The organism is Bosea sp. ANAM02 (assembly GCF_011764485.1).
Taxonomy (GTDB): Bacteria; Pseudomonadota; Alphaproteobacteria; order Rhizobiales; family Beijerinckiaceae; genus Allobosea.
Map to the genome: position 1 here is coordinate 1,833,844 of NZ_AP022848.1, position 21,857 is coordinate 1,855,700.

The 21,857-nt window shown below is 66.6% G+C and carries 23 protein-coding genes; 12 read left to right on the forward strand and 11 right to left on the reverse strand.

Going from position 1 to position 21,857, the window contains the following annotated elements:
* Positions 1 to 108: 108 nt before the first annotated feature.
* The gene (locus tag OCUBac02_RS08840) at positions 109 to 804 is read right to left on the reverse strand and encodes a class I SAM-dependent methyltransferase (RefSeq protein WP_173045006.1); all 696 of its coding nucleotides are present in this window, start codon (positions 802 to 804) and stop codon (positions 109 to 111) included.
* A 131-nt stretch (positions 805 to 935) separates the two neighbouring features.
* Between OCUBac02_RS08840 and OCUBac02_RS08845 the strand changes: the two genes are divergently transcribed.
* Positions 936 to 2,189, forward strand: coding sequence for an SAM-dependent methyltransferase (locus OCUBac02_RS08845; RefSeq protein ID WP_173045007.1), 1,254 nt, complete (start codon positions 936 to 938; stop codon positions 2,187 to 2,189).
* Between the two features lie 123 nt (positions 2,190 to 2,312).
* Here OCUBac02_RS08845 and OCUBac02_RS08850 read toward each other — a convergent pair whose 3' ends face one another.
* Positions 2,313 to 3,218 carry a DMT family transporter gene (locus OCUBac02_RS08850; protein ID WP_173045008.1) on the reverse strand — a complete coding sequence of 302 codons (906 nt, stop codon included), beginning with the start codon at positions 3,216 to 3,218 and terminating at the stop codon, positions 2,313 to 2,315.
* Between the two features lie 91 nt (positions 3,219 to 3,309).
* Here OCUBac02_RS08850 and OCUBac02_RS08855 point away from each other — a divergent pair, with 91 nt between their 5' ends.
* Positions 3,310 to 4,242 (forward strand): LysR substrate-binding domain-containing protein, encoded by a 933-nt coding sequence (locus OCUBac02_RS08855; RefSeq protein ID WP_173045009.1) that lies wholly within the window; start codon positions 3,310 to 3,312, stop codon positions 4,240 to 4,242.
* Positions 4,243 to 4,356: 114 nt separating this feature from the next.
* Here OCUBac02_RS08855 and OCUBac02_RS08860 read toward each other — a convergent pair whose 3' ends face one another.
* From OCUBac02_RS08860 to carA, 4 genes are all read right to left on the reverse strand, one after another.
* Positions 4,357 to 4,782: a group III truncated hemoglobin gene (locus OCUBac02_RS08860; protein ID WP_173045010.1), complete on the reverse strand. Its 426-nt coding sequence runs from the start codon at positions 4,780 to 4,782 to the stop codon at positions 4,357 to 4,359.
* Positions 4,783 to 4,996: 214 nt separating this feature from the next.
* Complete coding sequence (locus OCUBac02_RS08865; RefSeq protein ID WP_173045011.1) at positions 4,997 to 5,809, reverse strand: prephenate dehydrogenase; 813 nt, start codon at positions 5,807 to 5,809, stop codon at positions 4,997 to 4,999.
* A gap of 170 nt (positions 5,810 to 5,979) precedes the next feature.
* Positions 5,980 to 6,309 (reverse strand): NIPSNAP family protein, encoded by a 330-nt coding sequence (locus tag OCUBac02_RS08870; RefSeq protein ID WP_173045012.1) that lies wholly within the window; start codon positions 6,307 to 6,309, stop codon positions 5,980 to 5,982.
* Between the two features lie 165 nt (positions 6,310 to 6,474).
* On the reverse strand, positions 6,475 to 7,683 hold the full coding sequence (carA, locus tag OCUBac02_RS08875) for a glutamine-hydrolyzing carbamoyl-phosphate synthase small subunit (RefSeq protein ID WP_173045020.1): 1,209 nt from the start codon (positions 7,681 to 7,683) through the stop codon (positions 6,475 to 6,477).
* Between the two features lie 155 nt (positions 7,684 to 7,838).
* Between carA and OCUBac02_RS08880 the strand changes: the two genes are divergently transcribed.
* The gene (locus OCUBac02_RS08880; protein WP_173045022.1) at positions 7,839 to 8,300 is read left to right on the forward strand and encodes a GatB/YqeY domain-containing protein; all 462 of its coding nucleotides are present in this window, start codon (positions 7,839 to 7,841) and stop codon (positions 8,298 to 8,300) included.
* Between the two features lie 19 nt (positions 8,301 to 8,319).
* On the opposite strand, the gene OCUBac02_RS08885 is transcribed toward OCUBac02_RS08880, so the two are convergent.
* Together OCUBac02_RS08885 and OCUBac02_RS08890 are read right to left on the reverse strand one after the other, a co-directional pair.
* Complete coding sequence (locus tag OCUBac02_RS08885) at positions 8,320 to 8,709, reverse strand: type II toxin-antitoxin system VapC family toxin (RefSeq protein WP_244639136.1); 390 nt, start codon at positions 8,707 to 8,709, stop codon at positions 8,320 to 8,322.
* Positions 8,706 to 8,981, reverse strand: a complete 276-nt coding sequence (locus tag OCUBac02_RS08890) for a type II toxin-antitoxin system VapB family antitoxin (RefSeq protein ID WP_173045024.1) — start codon at positions 8,979 to 8,981, stop codon at positions 8,706 to 8,708. The genes OCUBac02_RS08885 and OCUBac02_RS08890 overlap by 4 nt, the downstream gene beginning before the upstream one ends.
* Before the next feature lie 123 nt (positions 8,982 to 9,104).
* Between OCUBac02_RS08890 and dnaG the strand changes: the two genes are divergently transcribed.
* From dnaG to OCUBac02_RS08905, 3 genes are all read left to right on the forward strand, one after another.
* On the forward strand, positions 9,105 to 10,997 hold the full coding sequence (dnaG, locus tag OCUBac02_RS08895; protein ID WP_173045026.1) for a DNA primase: 1,893 nt from the start codon (positions 9,105 to 9,107) through the stop codon (positions 10,995 to 10,997).
* Between the two features lie 195 nt (positions 10,998 to 11,192).
* Complete coding sequence (gene rpoD / locus OCUBac02_RS08900; RefSeq protein ID WP_173045028.1) at positions 11,193 to 13,202, forward strand: RNA polymerase sigma factor RpoD; 2,010 nt, start codon at positions 11,193 to 11,195, stop codon at positions 13,200 to 13,202.
* 172 nt (positions 13,203 to 13,374) lie between these two features.
* Positions 13,375 to 13,902 carry a T6SS effector amidase Tae4 family protein gene (locus OCUBac02_RS08905; protein ID WP_047579168.1) on the forward strand — a complete coding sequence of 176 codons (528 nt, stop codon included), beginning with the start codon at positions 13,375 to 13,377 and terminating at the stop codon, positions 13,900 to 13,902.
* An 83-nt stretch (positions 13,903 to 13,985) separates the two neighbouring features.
* Here the strand turns inward: OCUBac02_RS08905 and OCUBac02_RS08910 are convergent, their stop codons facing one another.
* Entirely contained in the window at positions 13,986 to 14,468 is a 483-nt protein-coding gene (locus tag OCUBac02_RS08910) for an SRPBCC family protein (protein ID WP_047579170.1), read from the reverse strand.
* Positions 14,465 to 14,809 (reverse strand): ArsR/SmtB family transcription factor, encoded by a 345-nt coding sequence (locus OCUBac02_RS08915; protein WP_173045030.1) that lies wholly within the window; start codon positions 14,807 to 14,809, stop codon positions 14,465 to 14,467. The genes OCUBac02_RS08910 and OCUBac02_RS08915 overlap by 4 nt, the downstream gene beginning before the upstream one ends.
* Before the next feature lie 118 nt (positions 14,810 to 14,927).
* Between OCUBac02_RS08915 and OCUBac02_RS08920 the strand changes: the two genes are divergently transcribed.
* Together OCUBac02_RS08920 and OCUBac02_RS08925 are read left to right on the forward strand one after the other, a co-directional pair.
* Entirely contained in the window at positions 14,928 to 15,539 is a 612-nt protein-coding gene (locus OCUBac02_RS08920) for a LysE family translocator (protein ID WP_173045032.1), read from the forward strand.
* The gene (locus tag OCUBac02_RS08925) at positions 15,539 to 15,964 is read left to right on the forward strand and encodes a secondary thiamine-phosphate synthase enzyme YjbQ (protein WP_173045034.1); all 426 of its coding nucleotides are present in this window, start codon (positions 15,539 to 15,541) and stop codon (positions 15,962 to 15,964) included. Before OCUBac02_RS08920 ends, OCUBac02_RS08925 begins: the two co-directional genes overlap by 1 nt.
* A gap of 4 nt (positions 15,965 to 15,968) precedes the next feature.
* Here the strand turns inward: OCUBac02_RS08925 and OCUBac02_RS08930 are convergent, their stop codons facing one another.
* A complete protein-coding gene (locus OCUBac02_RS08930; protein WP_173045036.1) occupies positions 15,969 to 16,220 on the reverse strand; it encodes a DUF2798 domain-containing protein in 252 nt (83 codons plus the stop codon).
* Positions 16,221 to 16,625: 405 nt separating this feature from the next.
* Between OCUBac02_RS08930 and OCUBac02_RS08935 the strand changes: the two genes are divergently transcribed.
* From OCUBac02_RS08935 to OCUBac02_RS08950, 4 genes are all read left to right on the forward strand, one after another.
* Positions 16,626 to 16,913 carry an HlyU family transcriptional regulator gene (locus OCUBac02_RS08935; RefSeq protein ID WP_047582688.1) on the forward strand — a complete coding sequence of 96 codons (288 nt, stop codon included), beginning with the start codon at positions 16,626 to 16,628 and terminating at the stop codon, positions 16,911 to 16,913.
* A 295-nt stretch (positions 16,914 to 17,208) separates the two neighbouring features.
* Entirely contained in the window at positions 17,209 to 18,447 is a 1,239-nt protein-coding gene (locus tag OCUBac02_RS08940) for an MFS transporter (RefSeq protein WP_173045038.1), read from the forward strand.
* Between the two features lie 87 nt (positions 18,448 to 18,534).
* Complete coding sequence (locus OCUBac02_RS08945; RefSeq protein ID WP_173045040.1) at positions 18,535 to 18,942, forward strand: acyl-CoA thioesterase; 408 nt, start codon at positions 18,535 to 18,537, stop codon at positions 18,940 to 18,942.
* A 412-nt stretch (positions 18,943 to 19,354) separates the two neighbouring features.
* The gene (locus OCUBac02_RS08950; protein WP_173045042.1) at positions 19,355 to 21,763 is read left to right on the forward strand and encodes a methyl-accepting chemotaxis protein; all 2,409 of its coding nucleotides are present in this window, start codon (positions 19,355 to 19,357) and stop codon (positions 21,761 to 21,763) included.
* The last annotated feature ends 94 nt before the right edge of the window (positions 21,764 to 21,857 follow it).

The following is a 21,857-nucleotide window of genomic DNA, read 5'->3' on the forward strand; positions in this document are numbered from 1 at the left end:
CCGCGGTCAAAGCCATATCTCAAGCGTCAAAGCAAGGCGTATGATGATATTCCGTAAGGGAAGATAGATACGGAAGTGTCGGATTTCCGGATCGAATTCTACTTTCGTCTATGCCGCGGCCTTGATCGCCTTGAATGTCATCCGGTGCGGATTGTGCCCGAAATTCTCTGGCCGCTGCACATCGGCGAAGCCCGCCTCGCGGATCAAGGTGGTGATCGCGTCTGCCGTATAGGTCGAGAGGCCGTATCGTGCCCGGAGTTTGCGATAGTCCGAGAAGGCGGTGCGGACGAGGCCGCCGAGTGCTGCCAGGAAGAAGCCGCCGCGCCAGGCGAAGGCGAGGAGCTGCGAGGCGTCGGTCAGCGGGCTGATATCGGGCGGGATGACGTCGGCGAGGATGAGCGCGCCGCCGGGCTTCAGCCGGTCGCGCCAGGTCTCCAGCAGCGCCTTCAACTCGTCGCGCGATAGGTATTGCAGCAGCGAATTGGCGACGACGAGGTCGAGCGAGGCCGGCGGCAGGGCTTCGACCTCCTCCGGCGAGACCACGACGATCGTGTCCTTGCGGCCGAACCGGGCGCGCAGCTTGTCGCGGACGTTCGGGGCCGCCTCGCAGAGATAGAGCCTGCCGCAGGAGGCGGCGACGCGGGCGGCGTCCAGCGCCTCGCCGCAGCCATGGTCGAGGACAAAGGCCTCGGGTGCGGGGACATGGCCGATCAGGTCGGTCGCGATGGCGCGATAATGCAGGGCCTTGTGGCGCGGCGAGACGTAGATCGAATGCTCGCCATTCCAGAAATCGCGCCAGGACATGTGTTCGGTCGACCTTCGGGTTGCAGCATTGTCCCGATGACTACGCATAAGCCGGCTGGCTCCGCAACCTTCGGGGGTTTCGAGGCCGTGACGTTTCCGCTTTAGTTGGCGAATCGAGACGGGGGACGCCCATGCTGCTGCTACCGCGATTGCTCAAGCGGTTCATCCGCCACGGCCGGCTGACGGTCATCACGCCGGACGGCAAGCGGCATGTGTTCGGCTCCGGACCGGCGGAAATGCTTTTCGCCGGCGTCACCAAGACCGCGCCGGCCGTCACCGTGCGCTTCCACGACAACCGCGTCGAGCGCGAGCTCTTCCTCAATCCCGAGCTCGCTTTGGCCGAAGGCTACATGGACGGGCGGATCGATTTCGAGGAGGGCACGATCCACGACCTGCTGACGCTGTTCTGGCTGCAGCGCCGCGAGATGCGCAAGGACCCGCTGCAGCAGGCGATCCGCAAGGTCCGCTTCAAGATTCGGCGCTGGCGGATGCACAACCCGCTCGGAGTCGCCGGCAGGAAGGTCAAGCATCACTACGACATCCCGACCGATTTCTATCGGCTCTGGCTCGACGAGACGATGACCTATTCCTGTGCCTACTGGCACAGTCCCGAGGTCGGGCTGGAGGCTGCGCAGAAGGCGAAGCTCCGCCATCTCGCCGCCAAGCTGAAGATCGAGCCCGGCATGAGCGTGCTCGATATCGGCTCGGGCTGGGGCGAGCTTGCGATCTATCTCGCCAAGGCCTGCGGCGCGAAGGTGACCGGGCTCAACGTCTCGCCGGACCAGATGGCGGCGGCCTCGAGGCGGGCCGAGGCAGCCGGCGTCGGCGATGCCGTGACCTTCGTCAACAAGGACTATCGCGAACTCGGCGGCACGTTCGACCGCGTCGTCTCGGTCGGCATGATGGAGCATGTCGGCGTCGCGCATTACGGCGAGTATTTCGGCGGGATTCGCGACCTGCTGACGCCGGACGGAATCGCGCTGGTCCATTGCATCGGCCGCGTCGGGCCGCCCGGCTTCACCGGGCCGTTCTTCGACAAGTACATCTTCCCGGGCGGCTATGCGCCGGCTTTGTCGGAGGTGTTCGCGGCGCAGGAGCAGACCGGCCTGTGGGCGTCCGACTGCGAGTTCTGGCGCCGGCATTATCACTGGACGCTGGAGGCCTGGCGCGAGCGCTTCATGGCAAAGCGCGAAGAGGTCGTCGCGATGATGGGCGAGCGCTTCGCGCGGATGTGGGAATTCTATCTCTGCGCCTGCTCGATCTCCTTCGATATCGGCGGCGACATGGTGTTCCAGCTCCTGCTCGGCCAGCACAAGAGCGCCGTTCCCGTCATCCGCGACTATATCGCGGATGACGAGAAGGCGCTGGAGGCGAGAGGGTTCTAACGGCGCGCCCGCTCCCCGTCATTGCGAGGAGCGAAGTGACGAAGCAATCCAGGGGGAGGTGGAGCTCTGCCGCCCCTGGATTGCTTCGCTTCGCTCGCAATGACGGAAAGCCGCGAAAACCCCTCACCGCTTCAGGTTGACGACGACCACCCCGGCGAGCGCCATGGCGCCGCCGATCAGGCCGAAGATCGTGGGGATTTCGCCGAGCCAGAGGAAGCCGATCAGCATCGCCATGGGCGGTACGGCATACTGGAAGTTCGAGGCGCGGGCGGCCGGCAGGCGGGAGAGCGTGATTGCCCAGGTGCCGTAGGCGATCAGGCTTGGCACCACCGCGAGATAGACCACCGACCAGAAGGAGACGCTCGGCGCGACCTGCGCCTGCTCGATCGCCGAGGGCAGGAAGGGCAGCAGCACGAAGCCGCCGATTGCCATGTTCCAGGCGGCGACATGGAGCGGCTTGTAGCGGGCGAAGAGCGGCTTCTGCAGCACGGTGGTGATGGCATTGCAGAAGGCGGCGCCGAGAATCAGCAGCACGCTGATGCCGATCTCGACATCGAGCCCCTTGCCGAGCGCGATGACGCCGATGCCGGCGAAGGACAAGGCCGTGCCGAGCCAGGCGGTCAGGCTGAAGCGCTCGCCCAGGATCATCATGGCGAGCACGGCCGTCATGATCGGATTGGTGTTGATGATGAAGGCGGCGGGACCCGCCGGCACGACGCGCTGGCCGAAATTCAGGAGCAGGGCATAGCCCGCAATGAAGATCACGCCGCCGACGAGGAAGCGCCAGATGTCGCCGCGCTCGGGCAATTTCGCCCGTGTCGCGATGAGGAAGAGCGCGGCCGGGCCGCCGGCCAGCGCGAAGCGCAGCGCCGCCATCTCGGCCGGACCGAAGCCGGCGAGCCCGGCGCGGATCGCCGGGAAGGAGGAGGCCCAGGCCATGACCGTGAAGGTCACAGTGAAGACCAGCGTCGGGTCCAGGCGCTGGGTGCCAGAGGCGAGGGCGGGAGAGGCGCAACTTGAGGAGGACATGGCGTCGTTCCATCGGTGATGAGAAGTTGCTCCCGATAAGCGCCTCGGCGAGCTGATTGACAAACGAACAATTCGCGCATGAGCTGTGAGGATGGATCACAGCTCGAACCTGCCGCCGCTCGACACTCTGCGCGCCTTCGAGGCGGCCGCCCGCACCGGCAGCTTCTCCTCGGCGGCCGAGGCGCTGAACCTGACCCATGGCGCTGTCAGCCGGCAGATCGCCAAGCTGGAGCATTGGCTGGGCCTGCGCGTCTTCCTGCGTCAGGCACGCGGCGTCTCGCTGACGCCGGAGGGCCAGCGCCTGCTTCAGCGCACGCAGGAGGCCTTCGCGCTGATCGCCGACACTTCCGAGCGCTGGCGCGAGGCGCGCGGCGCTTCGGTGGTGCGGGTCAGCGCGCCACCGTCGGTCTGCGCGCTCTGGCTGATGCCGAGGCTGGCCGTGCTGGAGGCGGGGACGCCGTCATTGCGGATCGTGCTGCAGGTCGAGCATCGCAAGGTCGACTTCGAAGAGGAAGGCGTCGATCTCGGCATCCGCTGCGGGCGCGGGGGCGCACCGGACCGGCTCTCGCTCAAGCTGTTCGAGGAATGGTGCTTTCCGATCGCCTCGCCGCAGCTCGCCGACGTGATTGGGAAAGGCGCGCCGGAGCGCCTGCTCGCGCAGCCCCTGATCCATGACTCGGATGCTGCCGGCTGGAAGGCCTGGTTCGCCGCACAGGGGCTGGATTATCGCCCGCGCCCGCAGGACCGGCGCTTCGAGGATTACAACCTCGTGCTCGATGCTGCCGCTCATGGGCTCGGCATCGCGCTGGCGCGTCCGCCGCTGGCGCGCGAGCAACTGGCGGCAGGCCGGATCGTCAGGGTCGACGAGCGCGAGGCGCTGAACCCGGTTTCTTATTGGCTTGATCGGCCGCTGGGGGCACTTCGTCCGTCGGCAGCGGCTTTGGCGGAGCGGATCGCGCGGGAAGCCGGGGCGGATGGTGGAGAGATCGGGGCTTTTCTCACTCGGGAAGCCAGAGCGGCTTGATCCGCCGCGGATCATGCTCGCCCTTGTGGCGAGCATCCACGCCTTGAACACGACCTTCGACCCGCGAAGACGTGGATGGTCGGGACAGGCCCGACCATGACGACAGGGCCGCTTTCATCGCAAGCTGTGCCGGGGCGCTGCGAACTCGCCGCGCTGGCTGGCGCGGGCCATCTCGAAGCTGTCGGCGATGCGCCGCGCCCGGACGATGAAGGCCTGCGCGATATCGGGCGGGCAGACCTCATGCGCCGTGATCTCGAACAGGTCGAGCCAGCGGTCGAAATGCTCAGCCGCCAGCGGCAGGATCAGATGCGGGCGCATCGGGCGGCCGTCGTAGCGGCCGGTGCGCAGCATCACGCCGCTCCAGAAATCGGTGATCTTGCCGATATGGTGGTCCCAGTCCTCGACGGCGGCCGCGAAGACCGGGCCGATCAGCTTGTCCTCGCGCGCCCGCGCGTAGAACGTGCGGACGAGCTCCGCGATCATCGGCTCGCGCAGGTCGGGATGGGCGGCGCCCGGGTAGAGCAGGGGATTGTCGGTCATCGTCGTGCGATCAGAAGGTCACTGCGACCGATATGGCGAATGCGGGCCCGGATGGGTAGGTCTGCCAGCGTCGCAGGTCTCATGTCAGCACTCACGCATGTCATCCCGGACGCAGCGAAGCGGAGATCCGGGATCCATTCCGGAACCTTCTCCGGGCGCGTTCCGGCATGGATCCCGGGTCTCCCTGCGGTCGCCCGGGATGACCCGCGTTTTTTTAAACGGTGAGGAGCTGGTTGTCGGCATGCGCCTCAGCGGTATCCGTGAACCCGCCATCGCCGTGCTCCAGGAACAGCCGCATCTCCTCGGCCAGTGCGAAGAAGCGGTCGCGCACCGCCTTGGCGTGCGGATTGGCGCGCTCGATCGCCATGAAGACGTTGGGTGCGTCGTAGCGGACCATCTCTGTCGCCTGCATCAGCAGGTCGAAGCTCGCCGTGGTCATCGTCCGGGGCAGCGGCTCCATGCGGACCAGGATCTTGGCGATGAGATGGGTCAGGCCCTGCACCATCGCAACCTCGCGGTCATGCGCATCGGCCGTGGTGACGATCACCTTGAGCTTGAGCACATGACGCAGGAAGGCGGCGATGCGCGGCGTGCTTTTCCCGCGGATCGGGCAAAGCGCGACCTTGAGGCCGGCGAGCCCGTTGCGGGCGCTCTGCGGGCCGAAGAGCGGGTGCGTGCCGATGATCTCGACATCGTCGGGCAGCGCGGCCTGCATGGCCCGGGCCGGGCCGATCTTGACCGAGCCGACATCGAGCACGATGGCGCCGGCCCTGAGATGCGGACGCAGAGCGGCGATCGCCTCGGGGATCGCCGGGACGGGCACGGCGAGGATGACGAGATCGCAGGACGCGACTTCGGCCGCCGTCGCTGGCCGCAAGCCCTTGCCGCTCGCATCGGCTGCGGGCGCACTGGCGGGGTCGCAGATGCGTAGCGCGAAATGTGATTGGAGATGGCGGGTCATCAGGCGGCCGAAGGCGCCGAAGCCCATGATACCGATGGTGGAGATGGTTCTGATCGGGGAGGACATCGTTTTCGCTCGGTGGAGCCGCGATGCCGGGTGATCTGCCTGAATTCAACCGCCAGCGCGGCGGTTGAACATGGGAATGCCACCGCCTCTATGAGGACGGGGCGTAATAGCTGCGCTGGAGGGCCATCAGGCTGGTCATGCTCTGCTTAAACCGCGCAGCGACCGGGCTGTCAATCGAGCGGGGGCGAATAGTCCGTCAGCGTCAAGGCGCGATCCTCGATCGCGCCGACCATGTCACCATGTTCGATCTTGGTCACGCGCTTGATCTCGGTCCATTCGGGATCCGCCATGAAGCTCGCCCAGGCCTTCGCCTTGGTCTCGGCATCGGGCCAGGCGAGGATGTAGGCGAACTCGGTGCGTCCGGCGCTCGCCGTTTCCCACAGCGCGACGATATGGAAGCCATGGCGGGCCATGATCCGCGTGGCATGGTCGCGGAAGCGGGCATGGAAGGCCGCTTTGTTGCGCTCGAAGATCTCGTAGATGCGCAACTGGTGGATCATGCCCGTCTCCCGTCAGCGTCCCGCCGAACCCTCATCCTGAGGAGGCCGCATGGCGGCCGTCTCGAAGGATGTTCCAGAGCGCACCGGAGCCTCCTGAAGCATCCTTCGAGACGCAAGCTTCGCTTGCTCCTCAGGATGAGGGCTCCAATACTGAAACCGCAGCCCTCAGGCCGCCTTCTTCGCCTTCTCGGCCGCCATCAGTTCGATGAAGCGGGTGAAGAGGTAGTGGCTGTCCTGCGGGCCGGGCGAGGCTTCCGGGTGGTGCTGGACGCTGAAGGCCGGGCGGTCGGTCAGCGCGATGCCGCTGTTCGAGCCGTCGAAGAGCGAGACATGGGTCTCGACCGCATTCGCCGGCAGGCTCGCCGGATCGACCGCGAAGCCGTGGTTCATCGAGACGATCTCGACCTTGCCGGTGGTCTTGTCCTGCACCGGGTGGTTTGCGCCGTGATGGCCCTGCTTCATCTTCAGCGTCTGGCCGCCGATGGCGAGCGCCATCATCTGGTGACCCAGGCAGATGCCGAAGGTCGGGACCTTCCTGTCGAGCAGTTCCTTGATCACCGGCACGGCATATTCGCCGGTCGCGGCCGGGTCGCCCGGGCCGTTGGAGAGGAAGATGCCGTCCGGGTTGAGCGAGAGGATATCCTCGGCGGTCGCGGTCGAGGGCACGACGGTGACGTCGCAGCCGGCCTTGGCGAGCAGGCGCAGGATGTTGCGCTTCACGCCGTAATCGATGGCGACGACTTTGAATTGGCTGCCGTCGCGCTTGCCGTAGCCGGCCGGCCAGATCCAGGGCGTCTCGTCCCAGTCGTAGCGTTGCGCGGCGGTGACGAGCGGCACGAGGTCGAGCCCGGCCATGGAAGGCAGCGCGGCGGCCCGCTTCTTCAGTCGCTCGCTGTCGAAGACGCCGTCCGGGCTATGGGCGAGGATGGCGTTCGGCATGCCGTTGTCGCGGATCAGCGCAGTCAGCGCGCGGGTGTCGACGCCGCAGATGCCGACGATGTTGCGGGCCTTGAGCCAGGCGTCGAAATGCCGGTTCGCGCGCCAGTTCGAGGGCTCGGTGATCGCGGCATGGAGCACGCAGCCGCGCACGCCGGAGGAGGCGGCGGCGTTGACGGTCTCGGTATCCTCCTCGTTCACGCCGACATTGCCGACATGCGGGAAGGTGAAGGTGATGATCTGCCCGGCATAGGACGGGTCGGTGAGGATTTCCTGATAGCCGGTCATGGCCGTGTTGAAGCAGACTTCGCCCGGCGCCTCGCCGACGGCGCCGAGGCCGAAGCCCTCCAGCACCGTGCCGTCAGCCAAGACGAGGAGCGCGGTCGCGCGCGGTTCGGTCCAGCCGCCTGCGGCGGGGTTTCCTTCGGGAGCGGTCATGTCTATGTCTCGGTCCAGTCCGCTTGAGCGGAAAAATGCGGGGGCGGGGCTGCGGCAATCCACTCCGCCGGTCTGGAACGCGAGCCTTAAAGAGCCGGGCGCTGCCCGTCAATCGAAGCTGGCGCAGGCCGCACAAGAGAAAAGGGAACAACGAGATGACGAGCCTGCGCGAGCGCTTCATGCCCGATATGAAGGAGGCGATGAAGGCCGGCGAGAAGGAGAAGGTCGCGGCGATCCGCCTGATCGTCGCCGCGCTGAAGGAAAAGGACATCGAAGCGCGCGGTGCCGGCAAAGGCGAGGCGACCGACGAGGAGATCCTCGGCGTGCTCCAGAAGATGATCAAGCAGCGCCAGGAATCGATCGCGATCTACGACGCCAACAACCGACCGGAGCTCGCCGAGGGCGAGCGTGGCGAGGTTGCGGTGATCGCGTCCTATCTGCCCAAGCAGATGTCTGAGGACGAGGTGAAGGCCGCGATCGACAAGGCCGTGACTGACACCGGCGCGACGGCCGTCAAGGACATGGGCAAGGTCATCGGCGTGCTGCGGGCGGCGTACGCCGGCCAGATGGATTTCGGCAAGGTCAGCCCGATGGTGAAGGCCGCGCTCGGCGGCTGAGCTGACGGGGCGAGCGGGCTCAGGCCCGCTCGATATCCGTCCCGGAGAAATCGTCGCCTTTGTAGAGCAATGGCCAGCCGCGGGATTTCGCCAGTGCGTAGGCGGCGCAATCGCCCATATTGAGGCGGGCCTGATGGCGGCCCTTGCCGTAGCGGCCATAGGCCTCGAAAGCGAGATCGGAGAGGGCGCCGTCGAAGGGGATGATTTCGACGCCCTCCCGAGCCACGAAATCGGGAACCGTCTCCAGCGGCATGTTTTTGGTGAAGCTCAGGACCAGCCGGGCTTCGAGCAGATTGACGCTGGTCATGATTCGCCGTGTTGCCGATGACATCGTGGCGGCAAAGGCGTCGGCTTCCGCTTCCAGCGTGATGATAGCGACGACGGCCGAGGTGTCGACGACGATATTCACCAGAAGCCGTTCTCATCATAGCCGATGGCATCGTCCATTTCCTCTTTGGTCATGGAGCGCTCTGCCGGCTTGATGCCGTATTTCTTGTAGAATTCTTCCATTCGAGCCCGCCCGGCCGCCACGCGCTGCGCCTTCTCCTCCTCGGACAATTCGTCCTTGTCGAGCTCGCTCCTGACGGCGTGGCGCACGGCTTCCGTCAAGCTCAGGCCGCGGCGGCGCGCGAGCAGGCGAACGGCCTCCTCGGTCTCGCGGTCCTTGATGTTGAGCGCCATGGCTTTCTTCCTTTTCTCCGATTTTCTTTACCAGATGGGGAGCGCTGTGGATATCGTCCATAAGCTCGGCCTCGGACGTCTCGGCGGTTGGCAAGCGGCCTCGCAGGGACCAGATAGAACCCCATGAAATTCCCGCCCTCCGTCCTTGAGGAGATCAAGGCGCGGCTGCCTGTCTCGGCGGTCGTGGGCAAGCGCGTGCGTCTGCAGAAGGCCGGGCGCGAGTGGAAGGGCCTCTCGCCCTTCAATGCCGAGAAGACGGCCTCCTTCTTCGTCAACGACCAGAAGGCCTCCTTCTTCGATTTCTCCTCGGGCAAGAACGGCGACATCTTCAAGTTCGTGATGGAGACCGAGGGGCTGTCCTTTCCCGAGGCCGTGGAAAAGCTCGCCGCCGAGGCCGGCGTGATCCTGCCGAAGATCACGGCCGAGGCGCAGGTCCAGGAGGAGAAGCGCAAGGGGCTGCACGAGGTCGTGGAGCTTGCGGCGCAGTTCTTCGAGGCTGAGCTGATGGGCGATCGCGGCGGAGGAGCAAGGCGCTATCTCGCGACGCGCGGGCTGGACGGCGAGGCGCGCACGCGCTTCCGGCTTGGCTACGGACCGGCTGACCGGTTCGCGCTGCGCGACCATCTGGCCGGGAAGGGCGTCCCGGCCGAGCTGATGATGGAGGCGGGGCTGCTCGTGCATGGCGATGAGATCGCCGTGCCCTATGACCGCTTCCGCGACCGGGTGATGTTCCCGATCCACGATGCGCGGGGACGCGTGGTCGCCTTCGGCGGGCGGGCGATGAGCGCGGAGGTGGCGGCGAAATACCTGAACTCGCCGGAGACGCCGCTCTTCCACAAGGGCCACCTGCTGTTCAACCATCACAATGCCCGCAAGGCCGCGCATGACACCGGGCAGGTTGTGGTGGTCGAGGGCTATGTCGACGTCATCGCCATGTCGCTCTCAGGCTTTCCGCAGAGTGTGGCGCCGCTTGGCACGGCGCTGACCGAGGACCAGCTCGGCCTGCTCTGGCGCATGGCCGACGAGCCGGTGATCTGCCTCGACGGCGACAAGGCCGGCCGCAAGGCCGCGAGCCGGGCGATCGATCTGGCGCTGCCGCTGCTGGAGCCGGGCAAGTCGCTTTCCTTCGCCCTGCTGCCGGATGGGCAGGATCCCGACGACCTCGCCCGGTCCGGCGGGCGGCAGGCGATCGCGGAGGTGGTCGCGGCGGCGCGCCCGCTGGTCGATATGCTCTGGCAGCGCGAGGTCGAGGCCGGTCCGCTCGATACGCCGGAGCGCCGCGCGGCCTTCGAGCGGCGCCTGAAGGAGCCGCTCGGGCAGATCCGCGACGAGACCACGCGCAAGCATTACCGTCGCGAGATGGACGAGCGGCTGGCGCAGCTCTTCGCTAGCGCCGCGCCGGCGCGGCCGGAGCGCGGCGGCGGACATTTTCAGCGCGGCCGGGGTGGAGCCCCCCAGCGTGGCGGGTTCGGCCGGCAGGTGCCGCCCTGGCTCGCCGGGCCGCTCAAGGCGTCGAGCGCGCTGACGCAATCACGTCTGGTGGCGAAGCTGCGCGGCGAGGACCAGCGCGAGGCCTTCATCCTGCTCGCTCTGGCGAGCCATCCCGATCTGCTGCTGCGCTGCGCCGACGAGATCGCGGAGCTGTCGCTCGACGGGCCGGCGGCCGAGCGCTTCCGGCAGGCGCTGCTCGATGCGGTCGAGGACACGCTTGACCGGGAGACGCTGGCGAATCGGCTGGCGCAGCCGCGAGTCAGGGAGGCGCAGGGCCATCTGATGGCCGTCACAGGCCCGGCCGAGCGTTTGAAACTGGCGCAAGATGCTGATCCTGAATCGGTTTTCGACTCGATTCATCAGGCCATCGTCTTGCATCATCGCGCGCGAACGCTAAATAGCGAGTTGAGAGCAGCCGAGCGCGCCTTGGCTGACGACGCGACCGAAGCCAATTTCGCCTGGATCAAGGACGTGAAGGCCCGCCTCGAGACGATCGAAGGCACCGAGGCCATGTCCGAGGATTGATCGCCCAGCGATTGGTGGACGCGGGTCCTGCGCGCGCAAGCTGTCGGGTGGTTCACGATTCGTCAACGACGTCTGGTGCCATCTGCAACTGGATTTGGGTGGGTGAGCGCGCCGGGCCTGCGGTCGCGCCGCCCTTTTATGCGTCGGTATATGGCTTTCTCGGCCAGGGCCGGCGCGAGTGCGGAGCGCTGATTGATGGCGACTAAAGCGAGCGAACGGGAAAAGACCGATCAGGTCGCGCCGGATGCCCCCCCGACTACCGACGGCCCGTTGCTCGACCTGACCGATCAGGCCGTAAGGCGCATGATCAAGCTCGCGAAGAAGCGCGGCTATGTCACCTATGACGAACTGAACGAGGTTCTGCCTTCGGAGGAATTCACCTCCGAGCAGATCGAGGACGTGCTCGGCCAGCTCAGCGAGCAGGGCATCAACGTCGTCGACAACGAGGACCCGGAAGCCGCCGGCGAGGAGCGCGCCAACCGCAAGGATGGCGGCGCCGACGAGGAGGAGGCCGAGGGCGGCGATCTCGTCGACGCCTCGCGCCAGACCCTGCCGGTCGAGACCAAGCGCAACCTGGAGCCGACCGAGCGCACCGACGATCCGGTCCGCATGTATCTGCGCGAGATGGGCTCGGTCGAACTGCTCTCGCGCGAGGGCGAGATCGCGATCGCCAAGCGCATCGAGGCTGGCCGCGAGGCGATGATCGCGGGCCTCTGCGAGAGCCCGCTGACCTTCCAGGCCATCATCATCTGGCGCGACGAGCTCGTCGACGGCAAGGTGCTGCTGCGCGACATCATCGATCTCGAAGCCACCTATGCCGGTCCCGACGGCAAGAACCCGACCGTGGCCGGCGAGGAAGAGGCCGAGGAAGGCGAGAAGGAGGAGACCCCGGAAGGCGAGAGCCCGCCGGACATGGACGATGACGACATGGAGAACAACGTGTCGCTCTCGGCCATGGAGGCCGAGCTCAAGCCGCGCGTGCTCGAAACCTTCAACGCCATCGCCGACGACTACAAGAAGCTGCGTCGCCTGCAGGACCAGGACATCGCCGGCCGGCTGGAGAACGCCAAGCTCTCGCCGTCGCAGGACCGCAAGTACAAGAAGCTCAAGGACGACATCATCACCGCGGTGAAGTCGCTCTCGCTCAACAACAACCGCATCGAGGCGCTGGTCGAGCAGCTCTACGACATCAACAAGCGCCTGATCGGACATGAGACGCGCCTGCTGCGCCTCGCCGAGAGCTATGGCGTGGCGCGCGACGACTTCCTCAAGCAGCATGTCGGCGGCGAGCTCGACCCGAAATGGGTCCTGCGCGTCTCCAAGCTCGGCTCGCGCGGCTGGAAGGAGTTCGTCGCGGCGGAGCTGGAGCGGATCAAGCAGCTCCGCGAGGAGGTGCATACGCTCGCCTCCGAGACCGGCCTGGAGATCCAGGAATTCCGCAAGATCGTGCTGATGGTCCAGAAGGGCGAGCGCGAGGCCCGTCAGGCCAAGAAGGAGATGATCGAGGCCAACCTGCGCCTCGTGATCTCGATCGCCAAGAAGTACACGAACCGCGGCCTGCAGTTCCTCGACCTGATCCAGGAAGGCAATATCGGCCTGATGAAGGCGGTCGACAAGTTCGAGTATCGCCGGGGCTACAAGTTCTCGACCTACGCAACCTGGTGGATTCGGCAGGCGATCACCCGCTCGATCGCCGACCAGGCCCGCACGATCCGCATCCCGGTCCATATGATCGAGACGATCAACAAGATCGTGCGGACCTCGCGCCAGATGCTGCACGAGATCGGCCGCGAGCCGACCCCGGAGGAGCTGGCCGAGAAGCTCGCCATGCCGCTGGAGAAGGTGCGCAAGGTCCTGAAGATCGCCAAGGAGCCGATCTCGCTCGAAACCCCGATCGGCGACGAGGAAGACAGCCATCTCGGCGACTTCATCGAGGACAAGAACGCGATCCTGCCGATCGACGCCGCGATCCAGAGCAATCTTCGTGAAACAACGACGCGAGTTCTCGCGTCGTTGACCCCGCGCGAAGAAAGAGTGCTGCGCATGCGGTTCGGCATCGGCATGAACACCGACCACACCCTCGAAGAGGTCGGCCAGCAGTTCAGCGTCACCCGCGAGCGCATCCGCCAGATCGAGGCGAAGGCGCTGCGCAAGCTGAAGCATCCGAGCAGGTCGCGGAAGCTCAGGAGCTTCCTGGATAACTGACGGCGACGCGGCTTTCTGCCGAGCAGGAAGGAGACCCGCTTCCGCATTGCGGGGGCGGGTTTTTCTTTAGGCGGTGCATAGCGCTGCGCTGGACCGGCTCTCCTGCGATCGTAGGATGCCGTCGGGCCGGCCGCTGGCCAGTCTGCCGCGCCTTGTGGCCCGGAGACTGCTCATGCTCCCCTTCACCTATGACGCGCTTGCCGAACGCTTCGCCACGGTCCGGCCGTGGGCGAAGAAGACCATCGGCGACAAGACCAATCGCTGCGCCATCTGCATGGGCTATACGCTCCGGCTGACGCCGTCCGAGGACGATGCGACGATCGAGAAACTGGCGGAGGTCGCAACCCAGGTGAACGCCGATTCCGGTCCCGCGGGCGGCGCTCGCCCGCTGACCACGCTCAGCGCCAATTTCTTCATCCGGGCGGCGGAGCTGGAACCGCGCGTCAGGCGGGTCTATGGCGAGCCGGATGTCCAGGGTATCTCCAACAAGGTCTGGCGCTCGGTGCTCGGCAAGAAGGGCGTGCTCTACCTGGAGGATTGCTACCAGACGGAGGGCGACAAGAGCACGTCGTTCCTGTTCTTCCAGCGCGTGAACGGCGATCACTGGGATCTGTTCAATGGCATCAACATGGTCGCCGAGGAGTACCTGCTCAGCGGCAACAGCCATGCGGGCCAGCTCTGCTTCTGGATGGCGCGCTAGCGCTTTCCGCATGGCGAGCGCGTGGGGGGCGAAGAGAAAAGGGCGCCGATGGCGCCCTTTCGTTCGTCGGGGCTGGAATGGCCTTACAGCGTGCGCGCCAGCGCCACCAGCTGCTCCCAGGCTGTGCCCCAGCCGTCGTGGAAGCCCATCTCCTCATGCTGCTTCTTGCCGGCGGCATCCTTGTGATAGGCGCGGGCGATGTAGAGCGTGCCGGTCGCGGTCGGCTGGATCGTCACCGAAGCGGTCATGAAGCCGCCCTCGATCGGGCGGAAGCCCGGGCCGAGCGCATCGGTGAAGAGCAGGAAGGTTTCCGGCACCACGGCCAGCACGCAGCCGTTATTGTCGTGCTTCTCGCCGTTCGGCCCTTCCATCACCGTGTGGAACTTGCCGCCGGGACGCAGGTCGAGTTCGCAGGCGGTCGTCTTCCAGGGCGCCGGCGTGAACCACTGCATCAGCAGCTTCGGCTCGGTCCAGGCGCGCCAGACCAGGCGCGGTGGAACGTCCGTCTCGCGCCGCAATTCGAGGTCGAGTGCCGGGTCGAAGGCGGTCGCATGCGTATCGGTCATCCGTTGTCCTCCTGATGTTTCAGTTGCAGCACCAGCCGGTCGAGCTGGTCGAGGCGTCTGGTCCAGAGCGTGCGTTGCGCCTCAAGCCAATGTTCGGCCGCGGCGAGCGGCTCCGCCCGCAAGGTGCAGGTGCGCACCCGGCCGGCCTTGCGCGTGGCGACGAGGCCGCAATCCTCGAGCACCTTGAGATGCTGGAGGAAGCTCGGCAGCGCCATCTCGAAGGGCTTCGCCAGTTCGCTGACCGAGGCCGGCCCGCGGCCGAGCGCCTGGACGACCGCCCGGCGCGTCGGATCGGACAGCGCGCGGAAGGTGTCGTCGAGGGCAGGCTGGGTTGCGTCCATGCGCCTCGATAGCGTGTCGATAACACTTAGGTCAATACCTAAGTTTTGAAGGCGCGGCGGGACCTTGATCTTCGCTGCGGGAGAGGGCTTCCTGCGCATCCTGTTTTTGGAGGCGCCGATGTCCCCGGAATTCCTGCTGACCTCGCTGATCATCGTCGCATCGCCGGGAACGGGCGCGATCTACACCATCGCCGCCGGGCTGACCCGCGGCTCCCGGGCGAGCGTGCTCGCGGCCTTTGCCTGCACGATCGGCATCGTGCCGCATCTGATTGCGGCGATGATGGGGATCGCGGCGCTGCTGCATGCCAGCGCGCTCGCCTTCGCCATCGTGAAATATGCCGGTGTCGCCTATCTGCTCTATATGGCCTGGCAGACGCTGAAGGAGCATGGCGCGCTCAAGGTCGAGACCAAATCCGATGCGCGCTCGGCCTGGCTCGTGCTGCGCGACGGGCTGGCGCTCAATCTGCTCAATCCCAAGCTCTCGATCTTCTTCGTCGCCTTCCTGCCGCAGTTCATCGCCGCCGGCGAGGCGAGCCCGATGGCGCGCATGCTGGAGCTCTCCGGCGTGTTCATGGCGATGACCTTCATCGTCTTCGCGCTCTACGGGCTGTTCGCCGCGGCGATGCGCGACAAGGTCATCGGCCGTCCGGCCGTGATGGCCTGGATCCGGCGCAGCTTCGCCGCCGCCTTCGTCGCGCTCGGCGCCAAGCTCGCGCTGACCGAGCGCTGATGGCGCGGCAGGCGATCCTGAGCGTCGAGACGCGCGGGCCGGGGCTCTACGAGTTCACCGATCGCGCCGTCTCCTTCGTCAGGGATAGCGGCGAGGCGAGCGGGCTGCTGACGCTGTTCGTGCGCCATACCTCATGCTCGCTCCTGATCCAGGAGAATGCCGACCCGGATGTGCGCCGCGATCTCGACGCGTTCTTCCGCAGGCTGGTGCCGCCGGCGGACGATCCGGCGATGGCCTATCTCGTCCATCGCGACGAGGGGCCGGACGACATGCCGGCCCATATCAAGGCGGCGCTGACGCCGGTCTCGCTCTCGATCCCGGTGATGGGCGGGCGTCTCGCGCTCGGGACCTGGCAGGGCATCTATCTGTTCGAGCACCGCCAGCGGCCGCATCGACGCGAGATCGCCCTCCACCTCGGCGCCTGAGAGCTCAGGCCGGCGGCGCCACCACGAGCGCGACGAGGCGCCGGACCAAAGGCAGGAGCACGAGCAGCGTCGGGAAGGCGACCAGCCAGGACAAAAGCCATGACAGGGGCCATGCCCGCAGGAACTCCGGGCCGAGACCGAGGACCTTCACGGTCGAGATGCCGGAGACGACCAGCGTCATCAGTCCGGACAGGATCAAGGGCATCACGACGCCGGCATAGCGGGCGGGGAGGCGAGGGTAGGTCGAGCTGGTCATGGACAGGCTTTCGCAAGGGACAGGCCGTTCGGGTGCATCCGATACGGCTTCATGCCGGTTGGATGCGTTGCCTGACGTGAGACGCTTACGAACGGGACCGAAGCCCGATCGCGGCTGCATAGGGAAAGCCGCAGCCGCTGCCAAGCGATTTCTGTGGCACTCAAAGCCTGTTTGGAAGGTCAGCCCTCATCCTGAGGAGCCGCAACAGCGGCGTCTCGAAGGATGTTCCAGATAGCTATAGCTCAGGAGCCTCCTGAAGCATCCTTCGAGACGCGATCCTTGCGGATCGCTCCTCAGGATGAGGGCTTCAAGTCCAATCCCGGACAAGGTCTCGGGTTGGCAGCGGCGGCTGGCGGGGCTACTTGTCCGGCATAGTCCCGACGTCCGGTTCGAGGAGCGCCCGCCATGTCCTTCCTGAAATCGCTGTTCGGTGGCCGCAAGCCGGCCGAGGACAAGCCTGCCGGCCCGGTCAAGAGCATCGAGCATAACGGCTTCACCATCCATGCCACGCCCTATCAGGAGGGCGGGCAGTACCAGCTCTGCGGCGTGATCGAGAAAGTCGTCGACGGCGAGACCAGGAGCCATCGCTTCATCCGGGCCGACCGTTTCGCGGGGCAGGCCGAGGCCGCCGATTTCACCCTGGTGAAGGGCCAGCAGATCGTCGACATGGAAGGCGACCGCGTCTTCCGCTGAGGCTGCTTGCTGTATCCAATCGATTAGACATGCGGGTCATCCCGGACGCAGCGAAGCGGAGATCCGGGATCCATGCCTGAGCCTTCATCGGAAAGGTTCCGGAATGGATCCCGGGTCTCCCTGCGGTCGCCGGGGATGACCCGCGTTTCAATGGATGTGGCTCCGCCGGTGTGAGAGCGGGCATTCCTGCCGCAGGCGCGCGGCAGGGCTGCCTTGCAGGCGCTTGCCCGGCGGTTTCCAGGCGCTAAAGCTGCCCGGAGAAGAGCCATCTCCAAGATGTGGCCGCCGAGGAAACATGTCCCAGGACGCCGACCGCTACCAACCCGATTCCCCCTATGCCTGGCTGCGGCTCGCCGTCGCGCTGGTGATCGGCACGATCGCCTGCGTCGGCTCCTGGTCGGTCGTCGTCGTGCTGCCGGCCATGCAGGGCGAGTTCGATACGCTGCGGGCAGGGGCCTCGCTGCCTTATACCTTCGCCATGCTCGGCTTCGGCGCCGGCAACATCATCATGGGCCGGGTCGCGGATCGCTACGGCATCATGGTGCCGATCCTGATGGGCGCCTTCCTGCTCGCGGCCGGCTATTCCGCCGCGGCGATGTCGCAGTCGCTCTGGCAGTTCGCGCTGGCGCATGGCCTGCTGATTGGCATGGGCAGTGCCGCCGGCTTCTCGCCGCTGATCTCGGACCTGTCGCACTGGTTCCGCAAGCACCGGGGCCTTGCCGTGGTCTGCGGCGCCTCGGGCAGCTATCTCGCCGGCGTGTTCTGGCCGCAGGTCATCACCTGGGGGATGGCCAATCATGGCTGGCGCGCCACGCATTTCGGCATCGCCATCGCGACGCTGGTGGTGATGCTGCCGCTCGCTCCGTTCTTCCGGCGGCAGCCGACGGCCGCGACGATGGCGGCGGCGGAAGCCAGCAGCGCCGGGGCGCGCGGCGATCTCGGCCTCAGCGCCGGCCAGCTCCAGCTCCTGCTCTGCGTCGCGGGCTTCGCCTGCTGCGTCGCCATGGCGATGCCGCAGGTCCATATCGTCGCCTATTGCGGCGATCTCGGCTACGGCGTGGCGCGTGGCGCCGAGATGCTCTCGCTGATGATGCTGCTCGGCATCGTCAGCCGCATCGGCTCCGGCTTCGTCGCCGACCGCATCGGCGGGGCGGCGACCTTGGCGCTGGGCTCGCTGATGCAGGGCGTGGCGCTGTTCCTCTATCTCTGGTTCGACGGCCTGCAGTCGCTCTATGTCGTCAGCGGCATTTTCGGGCTGTTCCAGGGCGGCATCGTTCCGATGTATGCGGTCGTCATCCGCGAGTATCTGCCGGCGAAGCAGGCGGGCGTGCGCATCGGCCTGGTGATGTCGGTCACCGTGCTCGGCATGGCGTTCGGCGGCTATCTCTCGGGCGTGATCTTCGACTATTTCAGCTCGTACAGGATGGCCTTCCTCAACGGGCTCGCCTGGAACCTCGTCAATCTCAGCGTCGTCTGCTGGCTGATGCTGCGGGCACGGCAACGCCCCTCGCCGCCGCTTCAGGTCGCGGGCTGAGCGCGGCGGCATCGCAACCGCTTGCGCGTATGTCCAAGCGTCAGCATCATCGGCCGCGCGGATTCCCCGCCTGCCCGAAGGATGCCCATGAGCCCTGCTGCTGACGGACCCGATGACGCCCCGCGCGGGACGCTGACCGTGCGCACGATCGCCATGCCGGGCGACACCAACGCCAATGGAGACATCTTCGGCGGCTGGGTGATGTCGCGGATGGACCAGGCGGGCGGCATCGCCGGCGTCGACAGGGCGCAAGGCCGCGTCGTCACGATCGCGGTCGACGCGATGACCTTCTTCCGCCCGGTCAAGGTCGGGGACGTGCTCAGCGTCTATACCGAGATCGAATCCGTCGGCCGCACCTCGATGAAGATCCATGTCGAGGCCTGGGCCAAGCGCTTCCGCACCACGCTGCACGAGAAGGTCACCGACGCCACCTTCACCTTCGTCGCGATCGACGAGGAGGGCCGGCCCCGCCCAGTGCCGAAAGCAGCGGACTGAATGTTCCATCCAGCCCGATGCTCCCGGTTCGTGATCCTGCGTCGGCTCGATCCGAAAACCGCGCGCCACTTTTCGGGCCGATGCCGAAGCTTGAAGGTTAAAGAAACTTAACCTCCTCTAACGTCAGGTGAATCCCTCTGCCGGGAGAGTGATTCAAAAGAATCCACTTTTAAGCGTTCTTTAAGCGCATTTGGACGATGCTGCGCTCCAGACCGGGGATACGCCCCGGCCAGGGGACTTCCATGGTCTTTCGATGCCGCATGCGGATCCTGCCGCCTGGCCTGCGTGCCGGGGGAGGGAGGGGATTCCCATGTCCGCCGCACGATCGCACCAGCCCGGGCCCGGCCCGGGCCGGCGGCTTCTCCTGTTCCGAACTCCTCTCCAGCGTTGCGTGAATCCGGAGTACGACTTCATGACGAAAGCCAAGCCCGTGCGTAAGGGCAAGCCGCTGCGGATCGGGATCGCGCCCCGGATCTACGCCGCTCTCGGCGTGATGACGGCTCTGACCATCGTCTCGTCCTCGGTGGCCTGGTTCTCCTATACCAGCGTCGACCAGACGGTCGACGACCTCGTCGGCCAGAAGATGCCGGTGGTCGAGCTCGCGCTCGAGCTGTCGCAGGCGGCGACGCAGTCGACGGCGCTGGCGGCGCGCTTCAGCCAGGTGACGACCCTGCAGCAGCGCGCGGCCCTGACCGGCGAGCTCGATACGGTCGAGGCGCGCCAGCTGGAACTGCTGCGACGGATCGCCGACCAGGGCAAGGTCGACAAGTCCAAGCCGCAAGCGGCGATCGACGACCTGGCCCGCCAGATCAACGACATCAACGACCTGACCGGCGAGCGGCTGCGCAACGCCGCCGATACGGCCACCGCGCTTACGGCCCTGTCGAAGGCTCGCGAAGGCTTCAGCGCCATGGCCGATTTCGAAACGGCCGACGCCCAGTTCAACGTCAAGATGAACATCACCAGCGCGGCGCAGATGAGCGGCGCCGAGTTCGACGCCGCGCTGTCCAAGGTGCTCGACAAGGACCTGTCCTCGCTTCAGACCGCCCAGGCGCTTCAGCTCCAGATCAGCGAGACGGTCGGCCTGCTGCGCGAGATCTCGCAGGCCGAAAACAGCGAGAAGCTCGACTATGCCAAGTCGCGCCTCAAGGCGCAGCTCGGCCAGGTTCGCGGCCTGCTGACGGCGGCGGATATGCTCCAGGCCAATCCGGCGCGCGGCCAGGCGGTCAATGCCGTGACCGATCTCGGCGAGGGCGCCGGCGGCCTCGTCGCCATTCGCGAGCGCGAGCTCGCGACGCAAGCCGCGATCGCGGCCGGGCTGAAGAATCTCGACCAGGCGGCGGAGAGGGTTCGCCGCGAGGTCGGCGAGCTCGTGGCGACGGCGCGCGGTGGTGCAATCGCCGGGCGCGATTCGACCAAGGCCGTGATCGAGCGCAGTGAATATACGCTGGCCGCGATCGGCATCGCCTCGCTGCTGGTGGCGCTGGCACTGTCCTTCTTCTTCGTCCGCCCGATGATCGTCGGCCGGCTCAACCGGCTCTGGGCCGCGACCAGGGCGATCGCCGACGGCGCGCTGGAGACGGTGGTCGACACCAAGGGCAATGACGAGATCTCCGATATCTCGAAGAGCGTCCTGCTCTTCCGCGACAATGCGGTGGCGCTGCGCGCCGCCGAGCTCGCCAAGGTCGAGGACGAGGCACGGGCGCAGGAGCAGCGCCGCGAGATGATGCGCGAGCTGGGCGAGGCCTTCGGCGTCGTCGTCGCGGCCGCCGCGGCCGGCGATTTCACCCAGCGCGTCGCGGCGCAGTTCGCCGACCCCGAGCTCAATGCGCTCGCCGGCTCGGTCAATACGCTGCTGGAGACGGTCCAGACCGGCCTGCTGGAGACCTGCGACGTGCTGGCGGAACTGTCGGCCGGCCATCTCTCGACCCGGATCGAGGGGATGTATCAGGGCGCCTTCGCCGAGCTCAAGGACGGGACCAACGCGCTCGCCGACGAGTTCGAGAGCACGCTCGCCCGCCTCGCCGAGACGGTTTCGGCCGTACGCAGCGCGACCAGCGAGATTCTCGACGGCGTCACCGATCTCGCCGAGCGCACCAGCGAGGAGAGCAACGCGGTCTCGATGGCGACCAACCAGCTCGGCGCCTTCGCCGGCACGGTGAAGAAGACCGCGAGCGAGGCCGCCCAGGCGACCGGCATGGCGCAGGGCGCCGAAGAGCGCGCCCAGCAGGGCGAGCAGGTCGTCGCCTCGGCGCTGGAAGCGATGCAGCGCATCCGCCAGTCCTCCAGCAAGATTTCCGAGGTCATCGCGATGATCGACGAGATCGCCTTCCAGACCAACCTGCTGGCGCTCAATGCCGCGGTGGAAGCGGCGCGGGCCGGCGATGCCGGCAAGGGCTTCGCGGTGGTCGCGACCGAGGTGCGCAGCCTGGCCAAGCGCTCGGCCGATGCCTCGAACGACGTCAAGAAGCTGGTCGAGGCCGCGCATGGAGACGTCAAGGTCGGCGTCGGCCTGGTCGAGGAGACCTCGGCGATGTTCGGTGCGATCGTCTCTTCGGTGAACGAGCTGACCGGGCTGATGAACGGCATCTCGCAGACCGCCCGCAGCCAGGCCAGCGACGTCTCGGCGATCAACACCGAGATCGACGGCATCGGCACGATGGCGCATCAGAACGCCGCACTGGTCGAGGAGACCAATGCCGCGCTCGCGCTCACCGACGAGCAGACCCGGGCGCTGACCGAGCATATCGGCCGCTTCACCTTCCGCCAGGGCCATGCGGCGGAGGAGCATGGCGAGCGCCAGCACGCCGCGGCGGCCTGAGAGGGCTTTCGCGGAGCGATCCAGCTCCCGTGAACGGAACAGGGCCTCCCGGCAACGCCGGGGGGCCCTTTCGATTCCAGCCGGGCACGGCCCT